Below are 20,463 nucleotides of genomic sequence, written 5' to 3'. Positions count from 1 at the left end.
GTAGATAACTTTTGTTGCAGCCTGACCTATCGTTTCGGAGCGATCCTGGCGCGATAGGCAACCGACATTGACACCGGTTTCCGGCCAACTGTCCGCCCTCTTTCGCGGGCCGTCAAGTCGGGCGCGGTGATGTCTTGTTGGCATGGCGATATGCGTATTCGGAGTTCGACGCGGGCAAACCGACACGCCAAACTAGGGCTGCGCAACCGATAGATCATGAGAGCGCGGCAAGGTAATTGCGGCGGTCAAATGCAGGCCGCCGATCGCCCGACGAGCGCTTTGATCGATCGGGAAAGTTTGGACCAACGCATGCGGATTTCAATCGGGCTCCACCTTGGCTCAATCGCCTTGAGAGCCGGTTGCGCAGCGCTAGCGCTCTGCACTATCGCATCGACCGCCCAAGCGCAGACCAATGAACCGACGCGAGTGATTGTGTTCACCGTTCCCGCCTCGCCGACCATCCTGGTAGACGCGCCCGCTCCGATCCCCGCCTGGGCCCTGGCCGAGCGTGCGGTGATCGCGGCCAACGCCGAAGGGGTTCAGGCCTTTCTGGCCGCCTTCGTCGACGGACGCGGCTATACGCGCGGCCTGGAGCATTACGGCATTACCGACGGCGCCGACGACGCCGTCGAGCCCATCCGTAATTGGCCCATCGCCCACGCCTTGGGCGGCGACGATGCGATCATCGAGGCGTGGTCGACCGTCTGGGAGAACCACCTGGACCAGTATTCCCGCGCTTGGGTGCCGGAAGTCGCCTCGGTGTCGGAGGGAATCTACTACCGCGAGTTCATGCCCCAGTTCGACTGGGAACATATCTCAGAAGGCATGGCCGGCTTTTACTTCTACGGCCTCAGCCGGCCGGACGATCCACGCTATGCGATCCGGCTGCGTCGTTTCGCCGGCCTCTACATGAACGAGGATTCGACGGCGCCGAACTACGACGACCAGCACCACATCATCCGCAGCCTGTTCAACGGCAGCCGTGGCCCGCGCATGACGCCTCCGAACGCGACTGACTGGGACGGTCCGGAGATTCCCGGCGGTGCGCCCGGTCGTCGTACCCGCTTCTTGAACTCTGGTAATATCGTCGGCGATCACCCGCTGAACCTGAACAGCACTAACCTGGCCTTTCACGCCTATCTGGTGACGGGCGACGAAAAGTATCGCGACTGGGTGCTGGAGTACGTCGACGCCTGGAAGGAACGGATCGACCAGAACGGCGGCAACATCCCCTCTAACATCGGCCTGGACGGCAAGATCGGCGGAGAGTGGGGCGGCAAATGGTATGGCGGCGTCTTCGGCTGGAACTCGCCCGACGAGGGCGTCCGCAACTATGTCTTCCGGGGGCCGCCCGAGGCCTTCGGTGACGCTCTCCTGCTGACCGGCGACCAGTCCTACACCGGCGTGCTGCGTCGCCAACTCGACAATCTCTACGCCGAGCAGCGCGTCGTCGACGGCCATGTCGAGATCCCGCACTACTACGGTGATCAGGGCTGGTACGGCTATGTCGACGTCAACGGCCGCTCGCCCGGGCTGGGCAATCGGCGTCGGGGCGAGACCGATATCTACATCTGGGGCCTGCAGGACCACGACCTGGCGCGCCTGCCCAAGACTGGCTGGATCGGCTACCTCGAAGGCGATCAGCCCGACTATCCGCTGACGGCGCTGCAGGAGGCGCTGGAGGAGGTTCGCGAGGCCGGCCAGCGTATCCACGACGACGACACCACCCTGCAATATCCGACCGGGATCACGCGGTGGGAACGGTCCAATCCGGTCGCGACCGAAGCCCTGGTCAACCTGACCCTGGGCGGCGCCGATCCCGGCGGCTCGGGCCACGGCCCCTTGCCTCTGCACACCCAGGTTCGCCATTTCGATCCCGTTGCGCGCCGCGCTGGCCTACCGCCGGATGTCGCCGCCCTTGTCGAAAAGATCGAGGCGAACTCGGTCGTCCTGACCTTGGTCAACACCAGCCCGCTGACGACCCGCACGGTCACAGTCCAGCTCGGTGCGTATGGCGAGCACCAGTGCAACTCCATTCGCACGCGCGCCGGAGCGACGCCGTGCAACGGACGGGCATTCACCGTACGTCTGACGCCTGGCTCCAGCGAGACGCTGACCATCGGCCTGGAACGCTACGCCTATCGCCCGACACTCGACTTCCCTTGGGATCAGGGAGCGCCGGAACCGATGTGAGCGCAGGGCGGGGCGCAAGCCTCGCTGCCGAAGTCCAGATTACACCTACTAGATACCGCACCGGGGCTGTCTCAGCCTCGCCTCCTCCCGAGACTGCGGTGGTGAGCGCCGCTTCGCGCGGCGCTCACCCTTTCTATTCACTGGACTCGCGTCCACGCCGGGTTGCAGATATTCTAATTTGGAAGACTTGACGCCAGGCCGAAGCGGTAGGGCGGATCGGCGGTGACGACCTCCGCCGGACGCTCGATTGGCGCCAGTCTCGCGGCGCCCTCCGGCCCCCCAGCCTGTGACATTGTCCAGCGCCACCTTCGGAACACGCTACCGTCGATGCCCTAAAGAGTGGCGCTGCGGGTGTTGGCCAGGCTCTTCCCCTTGCCCGACGTCCCCGTGATCCCGAGCATAGTCAAGCCGTCCAGCGGATTGTCAGGATGGAACGGTAGGCCTCGACCAGGATCGGCACATCGACGACGTGGATGCTTTCTAAGGTGAAATTGCGCACGGTCGGGATGCCGTCGAGGCCCCCGACGGGAAACTGATCCTGCTTGCCGCTGTCCAGGATGTTGATGCGCAGGAAGCCGTAGTCGGCGTCGCGGACCTCGAGGTCGCGCACGACGATGTCCTCGATGAAGGCACCCTCTTCCCGGCCGGCTCTTGATATAGATCGCGAAGGTATTGGCGGCCAAGCACCGGCAGCGCTCGACCAGGACCCGACGGATGCCGCCCGAGGTCTCGGCCCCGATTTCGATACAGGCCCAGCGCTGGTCGCGGAAGACGCAGTCGGGGATGGTTAAATCCTCGGTCGGCCGGGCGATTATATTGCCCTCCAGGCCCCGCCCGGACTTCAGCGAGATACAGTCGTCGACGGTGTCGAAGTCACAGCGGTCGATGGCGACGCGACGGCAGGAATCGACGTCGCTGCCCTCGGTGCCGCCCTTCACCGAGACGTCCCGGAACAGGACGTCGTCGCAATAGACCGGATGGATTGGCCACATGCCGTTTTGCTCGATGCGGACGTCCGTGACGCTCAGGCTCTGGCCGTTGACGAATTCCAGAAGCGTCGGATTGCGCAGGCCCGTCGCCTCCTCGACTCGGCCGGCGATGTCCATCGAGGCGCGGATCAGGCCGGAGCCGGTCAGGGCGATCTCGCGCGCGCCCTGGGCCCAGACGAGGCCGATTTAGCCGGGGATCCAGCGACCCTTCCACCGCACCTGGACGACGGGAGAGTCGGCGCGGTCGGGCGTCCGCTGAAGGATGCCGTCCGTCTCGATTCGCAGGGTAGTGTTCGAGCCGATGCGGATACAGCCGAGCAGGCAGGTCTCGCCGGCGATGACCACTCTCCGCCACCGGGGGCGGCGCAGCGGTCGAGCGCCTCTTGGACCGCGTGGGTATCTTTGGTGACGCCGCCGACCTGCGCTCCGAGCTCGCGTGGATCGTTGCGGAGGGCGGTAGTTAGCGTCGGGGCGGGAGGGTCTGGCTCGAGGCGCCGTTTGTGGCGAAGACCACGAGACCGGCGGCGAGGGCGGCGAGCGAACGGAAGGTCATGGGTTGCCCCGGCTCATCCGTGCCGGTTCGCGGGCCGTACCGCTGCGCCCGGCGTCGGCGCGGTCACGGCCTGCTGATTGCGGCGCACACGTTCGTAGGTGATGCCCTCGACGTGGGCGATGATGTCGGGCTCAGCCGCCCGGGTGAAGTCGCAGTCGCGCAGGGTGATGTTGCGGATCGGCGCGTTGGCGAAACCCTGCAGGTCCAGCACACGCTCGCACCGGCCGACGGTCATCCGCTCGATGGTCAGGCCGTCGAATACGGGGATGAAGCTGCCGTTCGCGCCCTCGGCGTAGTTGTAGTCGATGGTGATCGCTGCGTGGGCGACTTGTCCGACCGTAATGTCGCGGATGTTGATATTCGTCAGCGTGCCGCCGCGCATGGCGTTGTTCTTGAACCGGATGGCGGTGGCCAGCTCCGGGCTGTCCATGCGGCAGTTCTCGACGAAGACGTTTCGGACCCCGCCGCTGATCTCGCTGCCGAGCGTCATGCCGCCATGCCCATCGACCATTGTGCAGCCCGAGATGATCACATTCTCGGTCGGGATGTTCAGGCGCCGCCCGTCGGCGTTGCGGCCCGATTTTACCGCGATGCAGTCATCGCCAGTGTCGAAGACGCAGCCCTCGATCAGTACGTCGCGGCAGGATTCCGGATCGCAGCCGTCGTTGTTCGGGCCGTGAGATGAGATCGTCAGCCTACGGATGGTCACGTTCTCGCACTCGACCGGATGGATCTCCCACATGGGAGAACGAATGATGGTCAAGTCCGAGATCAGCACGTTGCGACAGCGATACGGCTGGATGAACTGGGGCCGAATAGTGCTGCCCGGGCCGAAGATGCGCTCGGCGACCGGCACGTTGTCCTCGGCCATGCGACGCAGACGCTGGTCGTCGCTGTTGGGGTCGTCTGCGCCGGCCTTGTGCCGCCACCAGGTATCCATGCTGGCCTGACCATCCAGTACGCCATGGCCGGTGATGGCGATGTTCTCCTGACCGTAGGCGTAGATGTAGGGGGACGGCCCCATGAGCTCGTTGCCCTCCATCCGGGTAAGGACCGGCGGGAAACAGGCGGCAGGATCGCGCGAGAAGCGGATCGTCGACTCGCGTGACACATGCAGTTCGACATTGGACAGCAGGTGGATCGGCCCGGTCAGCCAGACCCCGCCCTCGACCACTACCCGTCCGCCGCCCGGAGCGCGCGACGCGGCTGCGATGGCCCGCCGAAAGGCGTCGGTCGCGTCCGTGCCATAATCAGGACGACCGCCGAACTGGTCCGGGGTGAAGCGGTTTTCCCGCGGGAAGACGGGCGGGCGAATTCGGGCGCGGATGGCGCGAACCATATCCCATGGGTCAGTCTCGGCTGCCTGTGCCGAACTTGCCATGACGCCCGGCGTCGTCAGTGCCAGAGCGCCGATCCCCAGTCTCGCAAGGTCGCGACGCTGGGGACGGGCGAGGGCGTAGGTCATTCTTGCGTTTCCCTTCCGCGCGGCGGGCTGCTTTCGAGGGGCGCCCGCTTCGAGCCGGATAGTTATCATCCGGGAATAGAGCCGAGAAGGAATAGGGCGATGCCGAGACGGTATCGAAAAGTTGTCAAGGAGCGGTAGAGGCAAAGAACTCAGGCCGATTTCAGAGAATGCGCTTAGACGCGAACCAACGCGGGACCGAGGCGCCTTGAGGCGCGATCGGGCCACAGGGCCCATAGTGTAGATCGACGCAAACGCACTGACCGGTCGGACGGAGGTCATTGGCCGCTCCTGACTCATCTGAGACGTTCGGAACGTCCGCTTTCAGCTCGGCAAAAGAGCCAACCGCGGTGATAATGCCACCGACGGAGATAGACGCGACTACAGATATCCCCCGACCTGCCAGGGCTCGAATTCGTTGTCGCCGATGCCGAGGGCCTCGGATTTCGATGGAGAGCCCGACGCGACGGCGAGCATGCGGGCGAAGATGATCTCGCCCATGCCGTGAACGGACACGCCGTCCAGAATTGGCGAGGTGTCTATGTCCATGTCCTCATCCATCCAGGCCGCGACGTGGGCGTTGGAAGCCAGCTTGATCGACGGTGCCGGCTTCGCTCCAAAGACGGATCCTCGTCCGGTCGTGAAGGCCAGCAGATTGGCCCCTGATGCAATCTGGCCCGTCGCCGAGCAGGGATCGTAGCCCGGGCTGTCCATGAAGGTTAGTCCCGATGCCGTCACCGGCTGCGCGTATCCGATGACCGCATTCAACGCAGAGGTGCCGGACTTGGCGACCGCGCCCAGCGATTTTTCAAGAATAGTGGTCAGGCCGCCCGAGAGATTGCCGGGTGAGGGATTGTTGTTTAGCTCCATCCCGTGCCTGTCGGCATAGCCGCGCCACCAGGCCAGCCGGGCCAGCAACTGCTCGGCGACCTGCGGAGAGGTCGACCGGCGCAGCAGCAGGTGTTCTGCCCCCCAAATCTCCGGGGTCTCGGACAAGATCGCCCGACCGCCGTGCGCGACCAGGATATCGACGGCCGCGCCGAGGGCTGGATTGGCTGTGACACCCGACCAGCCGTCCGAGCCGCCGCACTGGAGTCCTACGGTCAGCCCAGCTGCGGACACGGTCTGACGGAGCGCCGTCGCGGCCTCGGTGACCATCCCACGAACGAGATCGATGCCCGCCTCGATGGCCCGGCTGGTGCCCCCGGCTTCCTGGATGGTCAGGGTGCGCAGACGGGGACCGGGTTGCAGACCTTCCCTGGCCAGCCAATCAGGGATCTGATTGGCCTCACAACCCAGACCGACCATCAGGATCGCCGTGAAGTTCGGATGACGGGCATAGCCTGCCAGGGTGCGTTGCAGGACGACGGTGTCCGTACTCAGGGAAGAGCCGCCGCAGCCGCCCTGATGCGTGAAGGCCACCACTCCATCAACTCCGGCGGGCAGAGCCGCCACGGGGAACGCGTCGGCGATCCGGCGCGCGACGCTCGCCGAACAGTTCACGCTGGTCAGGACGCCGATGTAGTTGCGGGTGCCGATGCCCCCGTCAGGGCGAAGAAAACCTTCGAAGGTCGCCCCGGAGAGGGTTGCCGGGGCGCGCGCATCAGTGCCGACTTCCGGGCTTGCGCGAGCGTGGCTCATGGCCAGGTTGTGGGTGTGGACGTGGGCACCGGCGGCGATGTCGGTGATCGCCTCGCCGATGACTTGACCGTACCGGCGGACCACCTGGCCAGGGGCGATGGCATGTCGGGCGATCTTGTGACCGGCGGGTACGGGCTCGACGGCTGTCAACCCGAGGCCGGCGACGGTCACGCCCGGCTCCAGCTGCTCCAGCGCGATCGCCACGTCATCGGACGGGTTGAGCGTCAGGGCGCGGGTCATGCCGCCCGATCCAGCCGCAGGGCCGCCGCGCCGACCGCCCCCAGACGACGGAGGTCCACAAACGCCTCCATGACAGCCTCGCGGAATACCGGGTCGGCGGAGAGGGCGGGCTGGAACACCGTCTGCAAGTCCAGCAGGGCGGCCACCCTGGCCCTGTCGTCGGTCGCGGCGGTCAGTCGGCGTGCCGTCTCACTCGCCAGAGGATCCTCGACCACCACGACTTCACCGGCTTCCGTGCGACCCTCCTGCCAGCGGATCCAGGCGGCGATGCCCAGGGCGAGGGCCGGGATGGGAAGACCGGCCGACAGGCGCGCCGAAGCTGTCGCCAGAAGTCGTTGCGGCAGCTTCTGGGAGCCGTCCATGGCGATCTGACGGGTCCGGTGACGCAGGGCCGCGTTCGAGAACCGCGCCATGAGCTCTGCGCGATAGGCCGCGATGTCGAGGCCCGGCGGCGGATCGAGCGTGGCTTCGGCCTCGTCCCACAGGCGGTCGACGAAGGCCTTCAGAACGGGCACGGCGACGGTCTGGTGAACGTATTCCAACCCCGCCAGGGCTCCGAGGTAGGCGAGAGTCGAATGCGCTCCGTTTAGCAGACGCAGCTTGGCGTCTTCCCAGGGACCGACCGCCTCCGTCAGCCGGACCTTGAAACGGGCGAAGTCGGGCCGCTCGCCGGCGAACCGATCCTCGATGATCCATTGGGTGAAGGGCTCGGTCTTGACCATGCCGAGGTCGACGAAACCCAGTTCGGTGCTTAAGATCTCGATGTCGGCGGGCGTCGTGGCCGGCACGATCCGGTCGATCATGGTCTGAGGAAAGGCCCCCTCGGCCGCGATCCAGTCGTGCAGGCGCGGATCGATCCGCGCCGCCATCTCGAGCACGGCCGAGCGGATGCGCGCGCCGTTGTGCGGAAGGTTGTCGCACGAGATCACGGTGAAGGGTGAAAGGCCCCGGTTGCGTCGCAGCCGAAGCGCTGCGGTCACGAAGCCGGGCGCGGTGACGGGAGCCGACAGGTCCGCCAGATCCGCCGAAATCCCGGGGTCGTCGAGCTTCAGCTTTCCGGACGCCGGATCCAGACAATAGCCCTTCTCCGTCACCGTCAGGGTGACGATGTGAACCTCGGGCGACGCCATCGCCTCCACGAGCGAAGCGGGATCGCGGAGCGCGACCCGCACCTCCTGGACGGCACCGACGATGCGCAGCGACCTCTGCCCGCCGTCCTCGATCACCATGGTATAGAGCCCGTCCTGCGGTGCCAGCTGATCGCGCACGTCCGGCGATCGCAGCGAGGCGCCGAGCACACCCCAGCGCAGGTCTCCGGCGTTCAGAGCGTCATCGAAAACGATTGCCTGATGCGCCCTGTGAAACGCGCCGATGCCCAGGTGGACCACGCCGATGCGGACCCGGCTTCGGTCATAATCCGGCTTCGCCACGTGTGGAGGCAGCGCCGCCAGCGCTATCGAAGCGAGCCGCGTCCCGTTCATAGCTTGTAGGTCGCTTTCACGAGATCGTAGGTCAAGGCCCGCGCCAGATCGTGGGCCTCATCCTCCTCCAGCCGGTGCTCGACCACCAGCCTGGCCAGGAACCCGCAGTCCATCCGCCGCGCCACGTCGTGCCGGGCGGGAATCGACAGGAAGGCGCGGGTGTCGTCGTTGAACCCGACGGTGTTGAAGAAGCCCGCAGTTTCGGTGACCTGTTCGCGGAACCGGCGCATGCCCTCCGGGCTGTCGTGGAACCACCAGCTGGGTCCCAGTTTCAGCGCGGGATAGTGACCGGCCAACGGCGCCAGCTCGCGGCTGTAGGTCGTCTCGTCCAGCGTGAAGACGATCAGCGACAGGCGAGGGTCGGACCCGAAGCGGTCGAGCAGGGGCTTCAGCGAGCGGACGTAGTCGGTGCGCGTGGGGACGTCCGCCCCTTTGTCGCGCCCGAACTGTCTGAACACGGCGGCGTTGTGGTTCCGGAAACTGCCGGGGTGCAGCTGCATGACCAGGCCGTCGTCCACGCTCATCGCCGCCATCTCGGTCAGCATCTGGCCTCGGAACAGCTCTGCGTCGCTCGCGGTCACCGGACCGGTCGAGACACGTTTGAACAGGGCCTCTGCCTCGACGGCGGGCAGATCTGCAGTGAACGCTGTCGGGTGGCCGTGGTCGGTCGAGGTGGCGCCCATCGCGGCGAATACCGCCCGCCGGGCGCGCAGCGCGTCGAGGTAACCCAACCAGCTCAAGGTGTCTCGCCCGGTCAGTTCGGCCAGGATCGCCAAGTTGGCATGAAAGCCCTCGTAGTCCGGATCGAGCACCGGGTCTGGCCGGAACGCGGTCAGCACCCGCCCCTTCCATCCGGAGGTTCGGATCGCCTGATGGTGCTCGAGGGTGTCGATCGGGCTCTCGGTGGTGGTCAGAACCTCGATGTCGTGACGATCGAACAGCGCGCGTGGACGGAACGGGTCCGTCTTCAGCGCCTCGTCGATGACGTCGTAATAGTGGTCTGCGGTTTCCGCGCCGAGCCGCACGTCGATGCCGAAAACCTCAGCATAGACCCAGTCGTGCCAGATGCGGGACGGGGTGCCGTGAAACAGGTGGTAGCGTTCGGCGAAGCGACGCCAGATCGTGCGCGGATCGGTCTCCACCGGCCCGCCGTCGACGCGCGGCACGCCCAGATCCTCCATCGCCACGCCCTGACTGAAGAGCATGCGAAAGACATAGTGGTCCGGGGTGATCAGGAGCTCGGCCGGGTTGGCGAACGGCGCATCACCGGCGAACCACGATGGGTCCGTATGGCCGTGCGGGCTGATGATCGGCAGGTCGCGGATCTCGGCATGCAGCCGCCGCGCGATCGCGCGCGTGTCCGCATCGGAGGGAAACAGCCGGTCGGGGTGAAGGTGGAGCGGTTTGATCACGACGGGGTCTCGCAGAGGATAAAGAACGGGCAAGGTCCTCCTGATATCGCCGATCGAGCCGAGAAGACACCGGTTACCACGACACGCCACAGGCCTGTCGCTCGCGGGCTTGTCGGGCGACTGAAATCCGTCATCGCTTAACCCGCCGCCGTGTAGGCGGTCTTGATCTGGGTAAAGAACTCGACCGCGGCGAAGCCCTGCTCCCGAGAGCCGTAGCTGGAGCTCTTCGTGCCGCCGAAGGGCGCGTGATAGTCCACCCCGGCGGTCGGCAGGTTGACCATCGTCATCCCGGCGCGGGTGCTGTCATCTGTGGATGGCCCCTGCGCTGGCACTGTCAGGTTAAAACCACAATTGGTGCCATTGGTTGAATTTCGCACTAAGGGGGCGAGTTCAGCAGGCTGGCAGAGGATGAGCCTGTCGCAGAATTTGCTCGGCTTTTTGATCGTTGCCCAACGGGGGATGCACACCAAGTACAGCCTTCAAAAGTTTCCCTGACAGCGCCTTGCGGGGCCTCACATGTCAGCTGGATGCCGCCGATTGAAAAGATCGATTCCGAGAATGAACAACGAATACAATGATGAATATAACTCAGAGATGTCGATCACGGTATTTGATCAAATCAGGGACGCGATCACCTTATTGAGCCCCTCATAGGTGCCGATTAACAGTAAAAGACCGCGTAGAAGAATTGATTCCTAACTCGATACTGATGCTTCTAATGAATTAGAATTGGAGGGGGATATGATGGGAATTGTCTTTAACCTCTTGCAGGAGGTCGTCACCCAGGGCCACGGCGAAGACGTTTGGGACGAACTTATCGACGCCGCTGGCGTCGATGGCGTCTATACCTCAGTTGGCAGCTATTCCGACGGCGAGATGACCGCCCTGGTCGGCGCCACATCGGAAATGCTCGGGCTGCCACCAGCGGCGGTGCTGCGCTGGTTCGGTCAGCAGGCTATGCCGCTCCTGGCCCAACGCTATCCAGGCTTCTTCCAGGGGCATGCCTCGGCCCGCTCCTTCATCCTCAGTGTTAACGACATAATCCACGTCGAGGTCCGCAAGCTCTATGCAGGCACACAATGCCCCTACTTCCCGTTCAGCGAGCAGCCGGACGGCAGCCTGAGGATGGACTACCGATCGCCCCGGCGGCTCTGCGCGTTGGCGCAAGGCTTCACTGAAGGGGCCGGCAGTTACTACGGCGAGAACATCGAGTTCCAGCATGCCCAATGCATCGACAAGGGCGATGCGGCCTGTGTCTTCCATATCCGATGGCCGCAACTGGCGGTCGCATGAGGTCATATCATGCAAGACCGTAGCGACCTTCTTGACCGCTTGGAGCGGCGCCTGCAGCGAGAGCACGCCACTCGCTTGGCCGCTGAAGCAATCGCCGAGATAAGCACGAGAGAGCTCTTCGTCCATGCTGAGCGGCTGCAGCTGCTGGAAACCATCGCAGCAGCCTGCAACCTCTGCCAGAGTCCCGCCGAAGCTCTGAAGATCACCCTCGAACAGGTCTGTCGCTTCACCGGTTGGCCAGTCGGTCATGCCTATGTCCGGCGGGGGAGGGGGCGCGGCGCCGTGATGGCGTCGGAGAAGCTCTGGTGGGCGCTTGACGAGCCCGAGTTCTGCGAAATCTCGGAAAGAAGCACCTTTCCCGCTGGCGTGGGGCTTCCCGGCCGGGTCATGGCGGACAAGGCGCCCATTTGGGTCACCGACGCGACCGTCGAAGCGACCTTCCTGCGGGCCGAAGCCGCCAAGCGCTGCGGATTACGTGCAGCCTTCGGCTTCCCGGTCCTGGTCGGAGAGGAGGTCGCCGTCGTTTTGGAGTTCTGTTCCTACAAGGTCGAGAAGCCTGACGAATCCATGCTTCGGATCATGACGCAGATCGGCGCCCAACTCGGAAGAGTGATCGAACGCGACCGCGCCGAGGCGGAGGCCAAGGTCCGCAACGCCAAGCTGGTGCGCTCTGGCAGGGAGGCGCAGGCCCAGCGCGTCGTCGCCGAGGCGGCTAACCGGGCCAAGTCTGTCTTTCTCGCGGTGACCAGCCATGAGGTTCGCACACCCTTGAACGCCGTCCTCGGCTTGACGGAAGGCTTGGCTCGTACGCCGCTCAGTCCCCACCAGCAGACCCTGGTCAACGGCGTGCTGGAGTCCGGCGGAATGCTTATGCGGCTTCTCAACGCGGTCCTGCACCTAGCCCAGATCGAGGCGGGCAAGATGTCTCCTCAGGTCGAGGTCTTCGATTTGCGCCGCACGATCGAGGCGACCGCGCGGGTCTGGAGGCCGCGAGCCCAGGAACTCGGCGTCGAGCTGGTCACCGCACTCGGCGCGCTGCCCGACGATTGCTGCATCGTCTCTGACCTGGGGAAGGTCGAGCAGACGATGATCAACCTGTTGTCCAACGCCCTAAAGTTCTCGCCGCCCGATAGTCAGGTTGTCCTGGCAGTGGGCGCTCGGCGAAAGGAAGGGCGGTATATGGTCTCTGTCGAGGTCATCGATCAAGGACCGGGCATCGTCCCCGCAGACCGCGCCAGGATATTCCAGGCGTTCGAGCAGACGGATGCAGGCCGCCAAGCCGGGGGCGCGGGGCTGGGCTTGGCCATCTGCGCCGGCAATATCGCCAGCCTTAACGGGACCATCGGACATGACCCCACCACAGCTGGCGGTAGCAGATTCTGGTTTGAATTCCCCGCTGACGTCGGCAGCATGGTGTCTGGGCCTATCCCGAAAGAACCCCCGGCCACCCAGTCCCACCGTCCGCTGCGCATCCTGGCGGCTGAAGACAACGCCGCCAACCGGCACGTTCTGCGGGTGCTGCTCGACCCCCTAGACGTCGAGCTGAGCTTGGTCGAAGACGGTGAGGAGGCCGTCAAGGCCATCTCCGCTGGCGTCTTCGACATCATCCTGATGGATGCCAACATGCCGCGCATGGACGGCGTCACCGCCGTCCGCGGCATACGAGCGTTGACCGGTTACGCCGGTGTGATGCCGATCTTCATGCTGACCGCGAACGTCTTTGAGGCAGATGTCCACCGCTATCACGCGGCCGGAGTTGATGGCGTTCTGAAAAAGCCCATCGACGTGGCCGAACTGTTCGCCGTGCTTGGCGCTGCCGCCGCCCGGATTGAGCCGTTGGACGTGAGTGTGTGGACCACCTCCGCCTAACGAGCCTTTCTGGAGCAGTCGTCATCAGGGACGTCACAAATACATTCGAAATACAGTGTCATTTGAAAGCATAGCGCCAATGTAACCCGTTGCATCTCGTCCAGATATATTAGCAGCCGACACAGCCCGGCTTTCGGAGCTGAGGGCGGTGTTGCGCGACAACAGTGGGTTGGCCGACCTATTGGAAAAGACGAAGGCATTTCAGGCGTTGCCATACCGATCTTATGTTCTTGACATCAAGATTTGAGCTCAGGACTTCATAGCCAGAAGAGCACGGTCGCCGCGAGAGGAATGGAGATGACCTGACCCCCGTTTCTCATCCGGCCATAACGAGAGTCCTGGGTTGATCTGATCCGTGATTGACTGTTTCGGCTAGGCAGCGGTCTTATACACGTCGCCCAATAGCCGACATTCCTGACCCTGCCAACGCCGTCGCGATGACTGCCCATAATGCGGTCCGCGAACGCGTCAACGCCATTCAGGAGCTTATGTCGGGCGGCAGACTTAGGAACAGTTTTCAGCTTCGACGATTGTTGGAAAATGCCCCGATATTACTTCGATACGCTAGACCGCGAACACGTCATTGATGACAAAGGTGAAATCCTCGCCGACGATCAAGCTGCCAAAGTTATGGCCGCAGAAATCGCTTCTGAACTATCCCTAGTTCGAGTCGCGCGCATATGGGCGGGCGAACAGTTTAAGATCGTGATCCGCGACGAAACTAAACTGGTCATCGGCTGGCTCGCGGTATTGGCAGACACGGCCTGAGCGGGGCCCGCAGGTCGCTACCGGGAGCGGACGTTCCCGACAACCGCTTTGGGTCGGATTGCGACATTGGCATCAGGCTCGAAACCGGACACTCACCGCCATGTCCCGGAAGCAGATCTCCGGAACCGCCGCATGGTGTGGACAGCGGACATGCGCCTGGAACGGGACCGGGGGCGGCTCAGTGCCAGACCCGGTCATCCCGCAATCCCCTCTTTGCCTTTAGGCCCCATTCCATGAAACGGCGCCGCGAGTGCCAAGGCGGCGCAGTCCCTCACCGAACTCCCAGAGCCAGCGCGTCCGGCCTGCGCGTGTCGGCGGCGCCGAAGAACCGGTCGCCTTTGATCATGATCGACTGGGTACTGCCCATGGTCATTGAGGGTCGAATCTCATGCCCCCGCGCCTCCAGCAAAGGCTCGATGTCCGGCGAGAATCCGCCTTCCAGTTCCAGTGGGCTGTCGCCTCCGCCCTGGTTCAGCCGCGGACGCATGGCTGCCTCAGCGATATTCAGTTGATGATCTATGACGTTGACGACCAGTTGCACCATCGTCGCGATGATGTAGCTGCCACCCGGCGTCCCTGTGACCAGCCAAGGCTTTTCATCGTCGAACACGATCATGGGCGTGATGGTTGATCCCAGCCGCTTGCCCGGAGCGGGTCTGTTGGCGATGGTGTTCTCGTCCGCGCTGCCCCAGGCGAAATTGTCCAGCGAGTTGTTCAGCAGGATGCCCGTCCCGGGCGCGGCGACATGCGCGCCATAAGAGTTCGACAGGGTGAAGGTATTGCTGACCACGTTGCCGTGCGCATCGGCGATCGAATAGTGGGTCGTGTCCTGGCTTTCGTAGGCATAGGGATTTCCCTCCGGGATGGCGTCGGCAGAGAGCGAACTGTCCATCGAGATGAGCTTCACCCGTTCTGCCGCGAAGGCCTTGCTGGCCAGGCCTTGCGCCGGAGTGGTCCATTGCGGCTCGCCGCCGATCAGTCGCCGGTCGGACGAGCTGATCTTCATCGCTTCGGAAATCAGATGCAGGCTGTCCACACTGCCCCAGCGAAGCTCGCGCATCGGGAAATGCTCAAGCAGGTTCAGCGTTTCGGCCACGCTGACCCCCGACGCCGTCGGCGGCATGAACGCGATCCGGTGATCCCGATAGGTCGACCAGATCGGCTCCGACACCACCACGCGGAAATCTGCCAGATCCTGCTCCGTCATGATCCCGCCGCCCGCGCGAACACCCTGAATGATGCGATGGGCGAGTTCCCCCCGGTAGAAGCCGTCTCGTCCGTTTGCCTGAACCTGGCGAAGGCTCCAGGCCAGTTGCGGCTGACGGAACAACTCTCCAGCCTGGTAGGGCGTGCCATCGGCCTTGAGGTAGGCTTCGCGGGCGCCGGGATCCCGCGCCAGAACCGAGGCCCGTCCCGCCGTCGCGGCGGCCTCCCCATCGGACAGGACAACTCCCCCCTCCGCCATCTCGACCGACGGCGCCAGAACTTCGGCCCAGGACAGTCTGCCGAACCGCCTATGCGCTTCCCACATCCCCATAACCGTGCCGGGAACGGAAACATTGCGGAACCCTGACGGCGCGCTGCGATCAAACCTGCCGTTGTCGTCCAGCAGCAGATCCGGCGTCGTCGCCTGCGGCGCCACGCCATAGTAGTTGATCGCAAGGTCTGCCGCGGGACGTTCGTCCGTCGCCGCCATATGGATAAGCATATAGCCGCCGCCGCCGATGTTTCCCGCACGCGGCAGGGCAACAGCTTCCGCGAACCCCACGGCCACGGCCGCATCCACCGCATTGCCGCCGCGCCTCAGGATTTCGACGCCGACCCGGGTGGCCAGAACACTCTGGCTGACCACCATGCCGCCGCGACCGATCGTGGGGCTGTGGATCTGGCCGTAGCTGACGACATCGCCGCCGCTACCCGCTCCGGGACGAACCGGTGCCGCAACCTCCTGAGCGAGGACGTGTCCAGAGAATACCATGGCCGCAGCGGCCAGGATCAGCAGCCTCGATCGTCCGCTCGACATAATGATTCCTGCCACAATTGTTCGAAAAACGGGCTGAGGATTGATCAGCTAGATTTTGAAAGCCACCTCATTTTCGCGCAGGGACGCCAGATCTCGGCAAAAAATGCTGCTCGCGGGGCATAGCGCGCCTGTGACAGCGAGATCTTTTTAAACGCCGACAATTTTCAACCTCCACCATTGACGTGCTGAATGTGGCGGCTTCTAGTCCTCGTCTCGGAGACGCGACGTCACTCGGTGGTCGTGTTCCAGGACGGGCGACCGCCCGGATTTTATGATGGCCGCCCGGAGGGAAATCGGGGCGGCCATTTCAAGCCTCAGGATTTAAGTTCATGCGCCTGTCCTTGTCTCGTCGCTCGACCCGGTCGTTCATGCTGGCGACGACCGCCATCATAATGGCGGGCTCGGCGGCGCCGGTACTCGCCCAGGAGGCTCCGGAACAGGCAACGGAGGTCGAGGAGGTCATTGTCGTGGGATCGCAGATTCGCGGTGCCAGGGTTACGGCGGCTCTTCCGGTCACGGTCGTGTCCGAAGAACAGATCCTGGCCACGGCCGCGACCTCGGGCGACGACCTGCTCCGATCAATTCCCCAGATGGGCGATGTCACCTTCAACTCCTCATTCCTGCCCGCCAGCTCGAACTCGGCGCGCGGTGACACAGGCTCGGTCAATCTTCGCAACCTCGGAATCGGGAATACGCTCGTCCTGCTGAACGGCCGGCGCGTGGTTGGTCACCCGACCTCCCAGGCCAATGAGCAGCTCGTTCCGGTCCTGACCTACAACACCAACGCCATACCAGTCAGCGGCCTCAGGCGCCTGGAGGTTCTCCGTGACGGCGCCGCCGCCATCTATGGCGCGGACGCGGTGGCCGGGGTGATCAACACCGTGCTGCGGGACGACATGAACGGCCTGACGGTCTCCGCCCAGTATGGCGCAGCCGAGGGCACCGGTCTGTCTGAAACCAATCTGAGCCTTTACGGCGGCCGCGACATTGCCGACGGACAGGGCAACATCTCGCTCTTCGTGAACTACGATGACCGGTCTGAACTCAAGACGACCGACCAGGACTACACCGCCTCCCTGGACAGGCGCGCGCTCTTCGCCGGCACCGGTTTCGAGAACGCCGCCACGCTGAACGGCCGCTCGTCGTTGACCGCCTGGGGCCTGTTCCGGCCGACCGGTGCAACGGTCCGTCTGGCCGGCGCCACTTCCAACCTGACCGCCTTCTCCAGGCAACCCGCCAGCTTCACGGGGTGTTCCGCCCCGGCCGCCGACGGCATCTGCGTGAGGTCCGGCACGGTTATCGATCCGCGGCTCTTCAGCAACGCCGCCGCCCAAGGCATTACCGTGGTGCCCGAAGTCAAGCGTCTGAACGCCTTCCTCACCGGGAGGTACAACGTCAGCGACAACGTCGAGGCGTTCGGCGAATTTGGCTACTACCATGCCGAAACCACGGCCTTCCAGGCGCCTATCAGCACCTTGTCGTCGGTCGTGGTCACGATCCCCAGGACCAACTTCTACAATCCCTTCGGCGCCACGCTGATCAACGGGGTCGTGAACCCGAACCGGCTGACCGGAATCACGGCGCCTGCGGCGGGCGTCGATCTTCTGCTCAGCGGCTATCGCTTCGAGGACATCGGTCCGATCGAGGTCAACGTCACCAACGACCAGTACCGACTGTTCGGCGGGCTGCGCGGAGACTGGAAAGGATGGAACTGGGAAAGCGCCCTCGTCTATTCGGAAGCGAGCGCCGAAGACATCAGTGACAACGTCTCCAACACCGCCCTCCAGAGGCAGCTCGCCCTGTCAACGGCCGATGCCTACAATCCGTTCAACGGCGGCGACCTGAACAACTTCAGCTTCGGCGACGGAACCCCCAGCAGCACCGCGGCCCTCAACGCCATCCGCGTCAAGATGCGCCGATATTCCGAGACCACCCTGGCCCTCGGGGACTTCAAGGTGTCGCGCCCGGACCTGTTCCGGCTGCCCGGTGGCGATCTTGGCTTTGCCGCCGGCGTCGAGGCCCGTCGTGAAACCCAACTGGACGACCGCGACCAGCGTATCGACGGCACGATCACCTACACGGACCCGTCTGGTTCCGTTTACAGCGACCTCGTAAACTCTTCGCTGAGCCCGGACACCACGGGCGAACGCGATGTGTATTCGGCCTATGCCGAGTTCGCCGTGCCAATCGTCTCGCCCGAAATGAACATTCCCCTGGTGTATCGCCTGGAAGCCCAGATCGCCGGTCGCTTCGAGCGCTATTCGGACTTCGGCGACATCGCCAAGCCCAAGGTCGCCGTGGCCTGGGACATGGTCGACGGCATCCGCCTCCGGGGCTCCTGGGCCCAGGGATTCCGGGCACCCAACCTTGAGCAGATCAACGCCACGATCGTAACGCGTTCCAACTCCAGCACCGACTGGGTCTATTGCGAAGCCTTGATCCGTCGCGGGGCCATGGCCTCGTTTGCGGGATGCGGCGCGTCGCCCACCCTGGTTCCAGGCTTTGCCGACACCGCCTCGATCAACACCGTCCGGGTGCGCCGCCTGGTGGCGGAACAGCGCGCGGGCAACCCGAACCTGAAGCCGGAGGAATCCGAAACCCTGTCTTTCGGCACGGTGATCCAGCCCGATTTTTCACCGGCAGGCATCGGAGACTTCACCTTCACGGCGGACTGGTGGCGGGTCGAACAGACCGGGCTGGTCGGCGTCTTCCGCGGCCAGAATGCGCTGACGTTGGATTATTTGTTGCGCAAGCAGAGCCTGACCAACACCAATGTCGTTCGTGCCGCCCCTACAGCCGATGACATCAGGATCTTCGCCGGAACGGGCCTGACGCCGGCGGGCGAGATCCTTTACGTCAAGGACCTGTACGACAACCTGCAACCCCAGACGGCCGAGGGCTTCGACTTCGGCGCCATGTGGAACCTTCACGGCACGCGCTTGGGGGACTTCAACGTCAATCTGAATGTCTCGCACCTGCTCACCTTCTATCTGGAGCCATCGCCAGGCATCCAGGGGCTTATCGACGCCAAGGCCGAGGGACAGCTCGATCCGCTGATTTCATTCGCTGGCAGCGCTGGCGACCTGATCCGCAACAACAGCCGCCCGGCATGGAAGTGGTCGCTGTCGGCGACATGGAGCTACGAAAACATCACCGTCGGGGCCTTCACCTCCTATACCGGCAGCGTCGAACAGGACTTCCTGCTCGACCCCTCGAACCAGATCTGGGTCATCGACTCCCTGATCACCGGCAATCTGTACGGCCAGTACGAGTTCGACCAGGGCGGTGCGATGGACGGCACTGCGGTTCGCGTCGGCGTGCGCAACCTGACCGACGAGCAGCCCCCGCTGGCGTCGGACGGCTATCTGGGCACCGTCTACACCCCCTACAGCCGCTACTGGTATGTGAACCTGCGGAAGTCCTTCTAGGGCGGAGCGAAAGGATCAGCGCTGTCATCTGTGGATGGCCCCTGCGCTGCAAGGGTGAATCAAGTTTGATGTTGAGATCTGTCGGGGTGCGGTCATCTGTCCGGCCTGTTGGCGCGGCACCGATGTCCGCGGGCCCTGATGGTGTCCGCTAACCGGTCGGACGCAGGTCGTTGGTCGCTTCAAACTCAACCCGGTCCTTCGCAAGGTCTGCTTTTCGGCTGCGCGCCAATGACCGTTCTTGGCGCAGAACAGACTCTGAGCTGGCTCTCGATGAAGAGGCCCAACCAACACGAACATCTCTAGAAACTCAGACGGTCACTCCACAGTACGTCCCCCAATCCTCCATGAGGATGCGCCGCTTTGCGAGCGCATCGCCGCGTCGATAGGCCAACTCGGCTGAGTTTCCGACAGTGTGAGCGAGCGCAGCTTCGGCGACTTCTCGAGGCGTATTGGTCATCTCGCCGGCCCAATCCCGAAAGCTGCTCCTGAATCCGTGGACCGTTACCTCGATCCCCATGCGTCTTAGAATCATGTCCATCGCCATGTTGGACAGAGGCTTGCCGAACTTCATGCCTGGAAAGACCGGACCGCGTCGGGACGGTAGTTGTGCGAGAAGGGCCAACGCTGGTTTGGACAACGGCACCCTATGCTCTTTGGCCGCCTTCATTCTGATGGCTGGGATAGTCCAGAGCGCCTTTTCAAGATCGATTTCGGTCCAGTCTGCCTTCAGCGTCTCGCTTGTTCTCGCAGCGTTTAGGATCGTGAACTCCAAGGCTCTCGCTGCCGTGGAACGGTTATCGTTGAGCTGGGCCAGGAACGACGGCACTTCGACAAAGTCCATCGCCGCATGGTGACCTCTGCTGAGACGTTGGCGAGCTGGCAGGATGTGTTCGAGGTGCCCAGACCATGCGGCAGGATTGTCCCCAGATCGATGGCCGCTGACTTTCGCGATGTTGAGCACGCTTTCGATATATCCGCGCAGCAGACCCGCACTAGGTGGTGTGGACAAAGTGTCTGATCCACAGTCGGATGGATGCGACGACGACGAAGCCGAGGAAGCTGTCGGCGGTCTTGTCGTATCGGGTAGCCAGTCGTCGGCTGTGTTTGAGCT

13 protein-coding genes and 3 pseudogenes are annotated in these 20,463 nt (G+C 63.9%); 5 read left to right on the top strand and 11 right to left on the bottom strand.

Features of this window, described 5'->3' with window-relative positions; all coding sequences use genetic code 11:
* Positions 1-432 precede the first annotated feature (432 nt).
* Positions 433-2,193 (top strand): hypothetical protein, encoded by a 1,761-nt coding sequence (locus ACP7AU_RS14435; protein ID WP_426051852.1) that lies wholly within the window; start codon positions 433-435, stop codon positions 2,191-2,193.
* A gap of 403 nt (positions 2,194-2,596) precedes the next feature.
* On the opposite strand, the gene ACP7AU_RS14430 is transcribed toward ACP7AU_RS14435, so the two are convergent.
* The 8 genes and pseudogenes from ACP7AU_RS14430 to ACP7AU_RS14395 form a co-directional block, all read right to left on the bottom strand.
* Positions 2,597-2,803: a hypothetical protein gene (locus ACP7AU_RS14430; protein ID WP_426051863.1), complete on the bottom strand. Its 207-nt coding sequence runs from the start codon at positions 2,801-2,803 to the stop codon at positions 2,597-2,599.
* 229 nt (positions 2,804-3,032) lie between these two features.
* A pseudogene (locus ACP7AU_RS14425) lies at positions 3,033-3,299 on the bottom strand (glycosyl hydrolase family 28 protein); the annotation flags it as partial.
* A gap of 69 nt (positions 3,300-3,368) precedes the next feature.
* On the bottom strand, positions 3,369-3,527 hold the full coding sequence (locus ACP7AU_RS14420) for a hypothetical protein (RefSeq protein ID WP_426051851.1): 159 nt from the start codon (positions 3,525-3,527) through the stop codon (positions 3,369-3,371).
* 221 nt (positions 3,528-3,748) lie between these two features.
* Complete coding sequence (locus tag ACP7AU_RS14415; protein ID WP_426051850.1) at positions 3,749-5,200, bottom strand: glycoside hydrolase family 28 protein; 1,452 nt, start codon at positions 5,198-5,200, stop codon at positions 3,749-3,751.
* A 378-nt stretch (positions 5,201-5,578) separates the two neighbouring features.
* Positions 5,579-7,078 (bottom strand): UxaA family hydrolase, encoded by a 1,500-nt coding sequence (locus tag ACP7AU_RS14410; protein ID WP_426051849.1) that lies wholly within the window; start codon positions 7,076-7,078, stop codon positions 5,579-5,581.
* Positions 7,075-8,508: a mannitol dehydrogenase family protein gene (locus ACP7AU_RS14405; protein WP_426051848.1), complete on the bottom strand. Its 1,434-nt coding sequence runs from the start codon at positions 8,506-8,508 to the stop codon at positions 7,075-7,077. The genes ACP7AU_RS14410 and ACP7AU_RS14405 overlap by 4 nt, the downstream gene beginning before the upstream one ends.
* A gap of 47 nt (positions 8,509-8,555) precedes the next feature.
* Complete coding sequence (gene uxaC / locus ACP7AU_RS14400) at positions 8,556-9,971, bottom strand: glucuronate isomerase (RefSeq protein ID WP_426051847.1); 1,416 nt, start codon at positions 9,969-9,971, stop codon at positions 8,556-8,558.
* A gap of 137 nt (positions 9,972-10,108) precedes the next feature.
* A pseudogene (locus ACP7AU_RS14395) lies at positions 10,109-10,267 on the bottom strand (aldehyde dehydrogenase family protein); the annotation flags it as partial.
* 445 nt (positions 10,268-10,712) lie between these two features.
* On the opposite strand from ACP7AU_RS14395, the gene ACP7AU_RS14390 reads away from it, so the two are divergent.
* From ACP7AU_RS14390 to ACP7AU_RS14380, 3 genes are all read left to right on the top strand, one after another.
* On the top strand, positions 10,713-11,264 hold the full coding sequence (locus ACP7AU_RS14390; protein WP_426051846.1) for a heme NO-binding domain-containing protein: 552 nt from the start codon (positions 10,713-10,715) through the stop codon (positions 11,262-11,264).
* 9 nt (positions 11,265-11,273) lie between these two features.
* Positions 11,274-13,133: an ATP-binding protein gene (locus ACP7AU_RS14385; protein ID WP_426051845.1), complete on the top strand. Its 1,860-nt coding sequence runs from the start codon at positions 11,274-11,276 to the stop codon at positions 13,131-13,133.
* 540 nt (positions 13,134-13,673) lie between these two features.
* Positions 13,674-13,901 (top strand): DUF6894 family protein, encoded by a 228-nt coding sequence (locus tag ACP7AU_RS14380; RefSeq protein ID WP_426051844.1) that lies wholly within the window; start codon positions 13,674-13,676, stop codon positions 13,899-13,901.
* A gap of 271 nt (positions 13,902-14,172) precedes the next feature.
* On the opposite strand, the gene ggt is transcribed toward ACP7AU_RS14380, so the two are convergent.
* The gene (gene ggt, locus ACP7AU_RS14375) at positions 14,173-15,924 is read right to left on the bottom strand and encodes a gamma-glutamyltransferase (RefSeq protein ID WP_426051843.1); all 1,752 of its coding nucleotides are present in this window, start codon (positions 15,922-15,924) and stop codon (positions 14,173-14,175) included.
* Positions 15,925-16,253: 329 nt separating this feature from the next.
* Here ggt and ACP7AU_RS14370 point away from each other — a divergent pair, with 329 nt between their 5' ends.
* The gene (locus ACP7AU_RS14370; RefSeq protein ID WP_426051842.1) at positions 16,254-19,352 is read left to right on the top strand and encodes a TonB-dependent receptor plug domain-containing protein; all 3,099 of its coding nucleotides are present in this window, start codon (positions 16,254-16,256) and stop codon (positions 19,350-19,352) included.
* A 307-nt stretch (positions 19,353-19,659) separates the two neighbouring features.
* On the opposite strand, the gene ACP7AU_RS14365 is transcribed toward ACP7AU_RS14370, so the two are convergent.
* Positions 19,660-20,193, bottom strand: coding sequence for a tyrosine-type recombinase/integrase (locus tag ACP7AU_RS14365; protein WP_426051841.1), 534 nt, complete (start codon positions 20,191-20,193; stop codon positions 19,660-19,662).
* A gap of 151 nt (positions 20,194-20,344) precedes the next feature.
* Positions 20,345-20,463, bottom strand: a pseudogene (locus ACP7AU_RS14360) (IS5/IS1182 family transposase); the annotation flags it as partial.

The organism is Brevundimonas sp. SL161, from assembly GCF_049896985.1.
GTDB lineage: Bacteria > Pseudomonadota > Alphaproteobacteria > Caulobacterales > Caulobacteraceae > Brevundimonas.
This window is presented reverse-complemented; position numbering and strand designations above follow the sequence as displayed.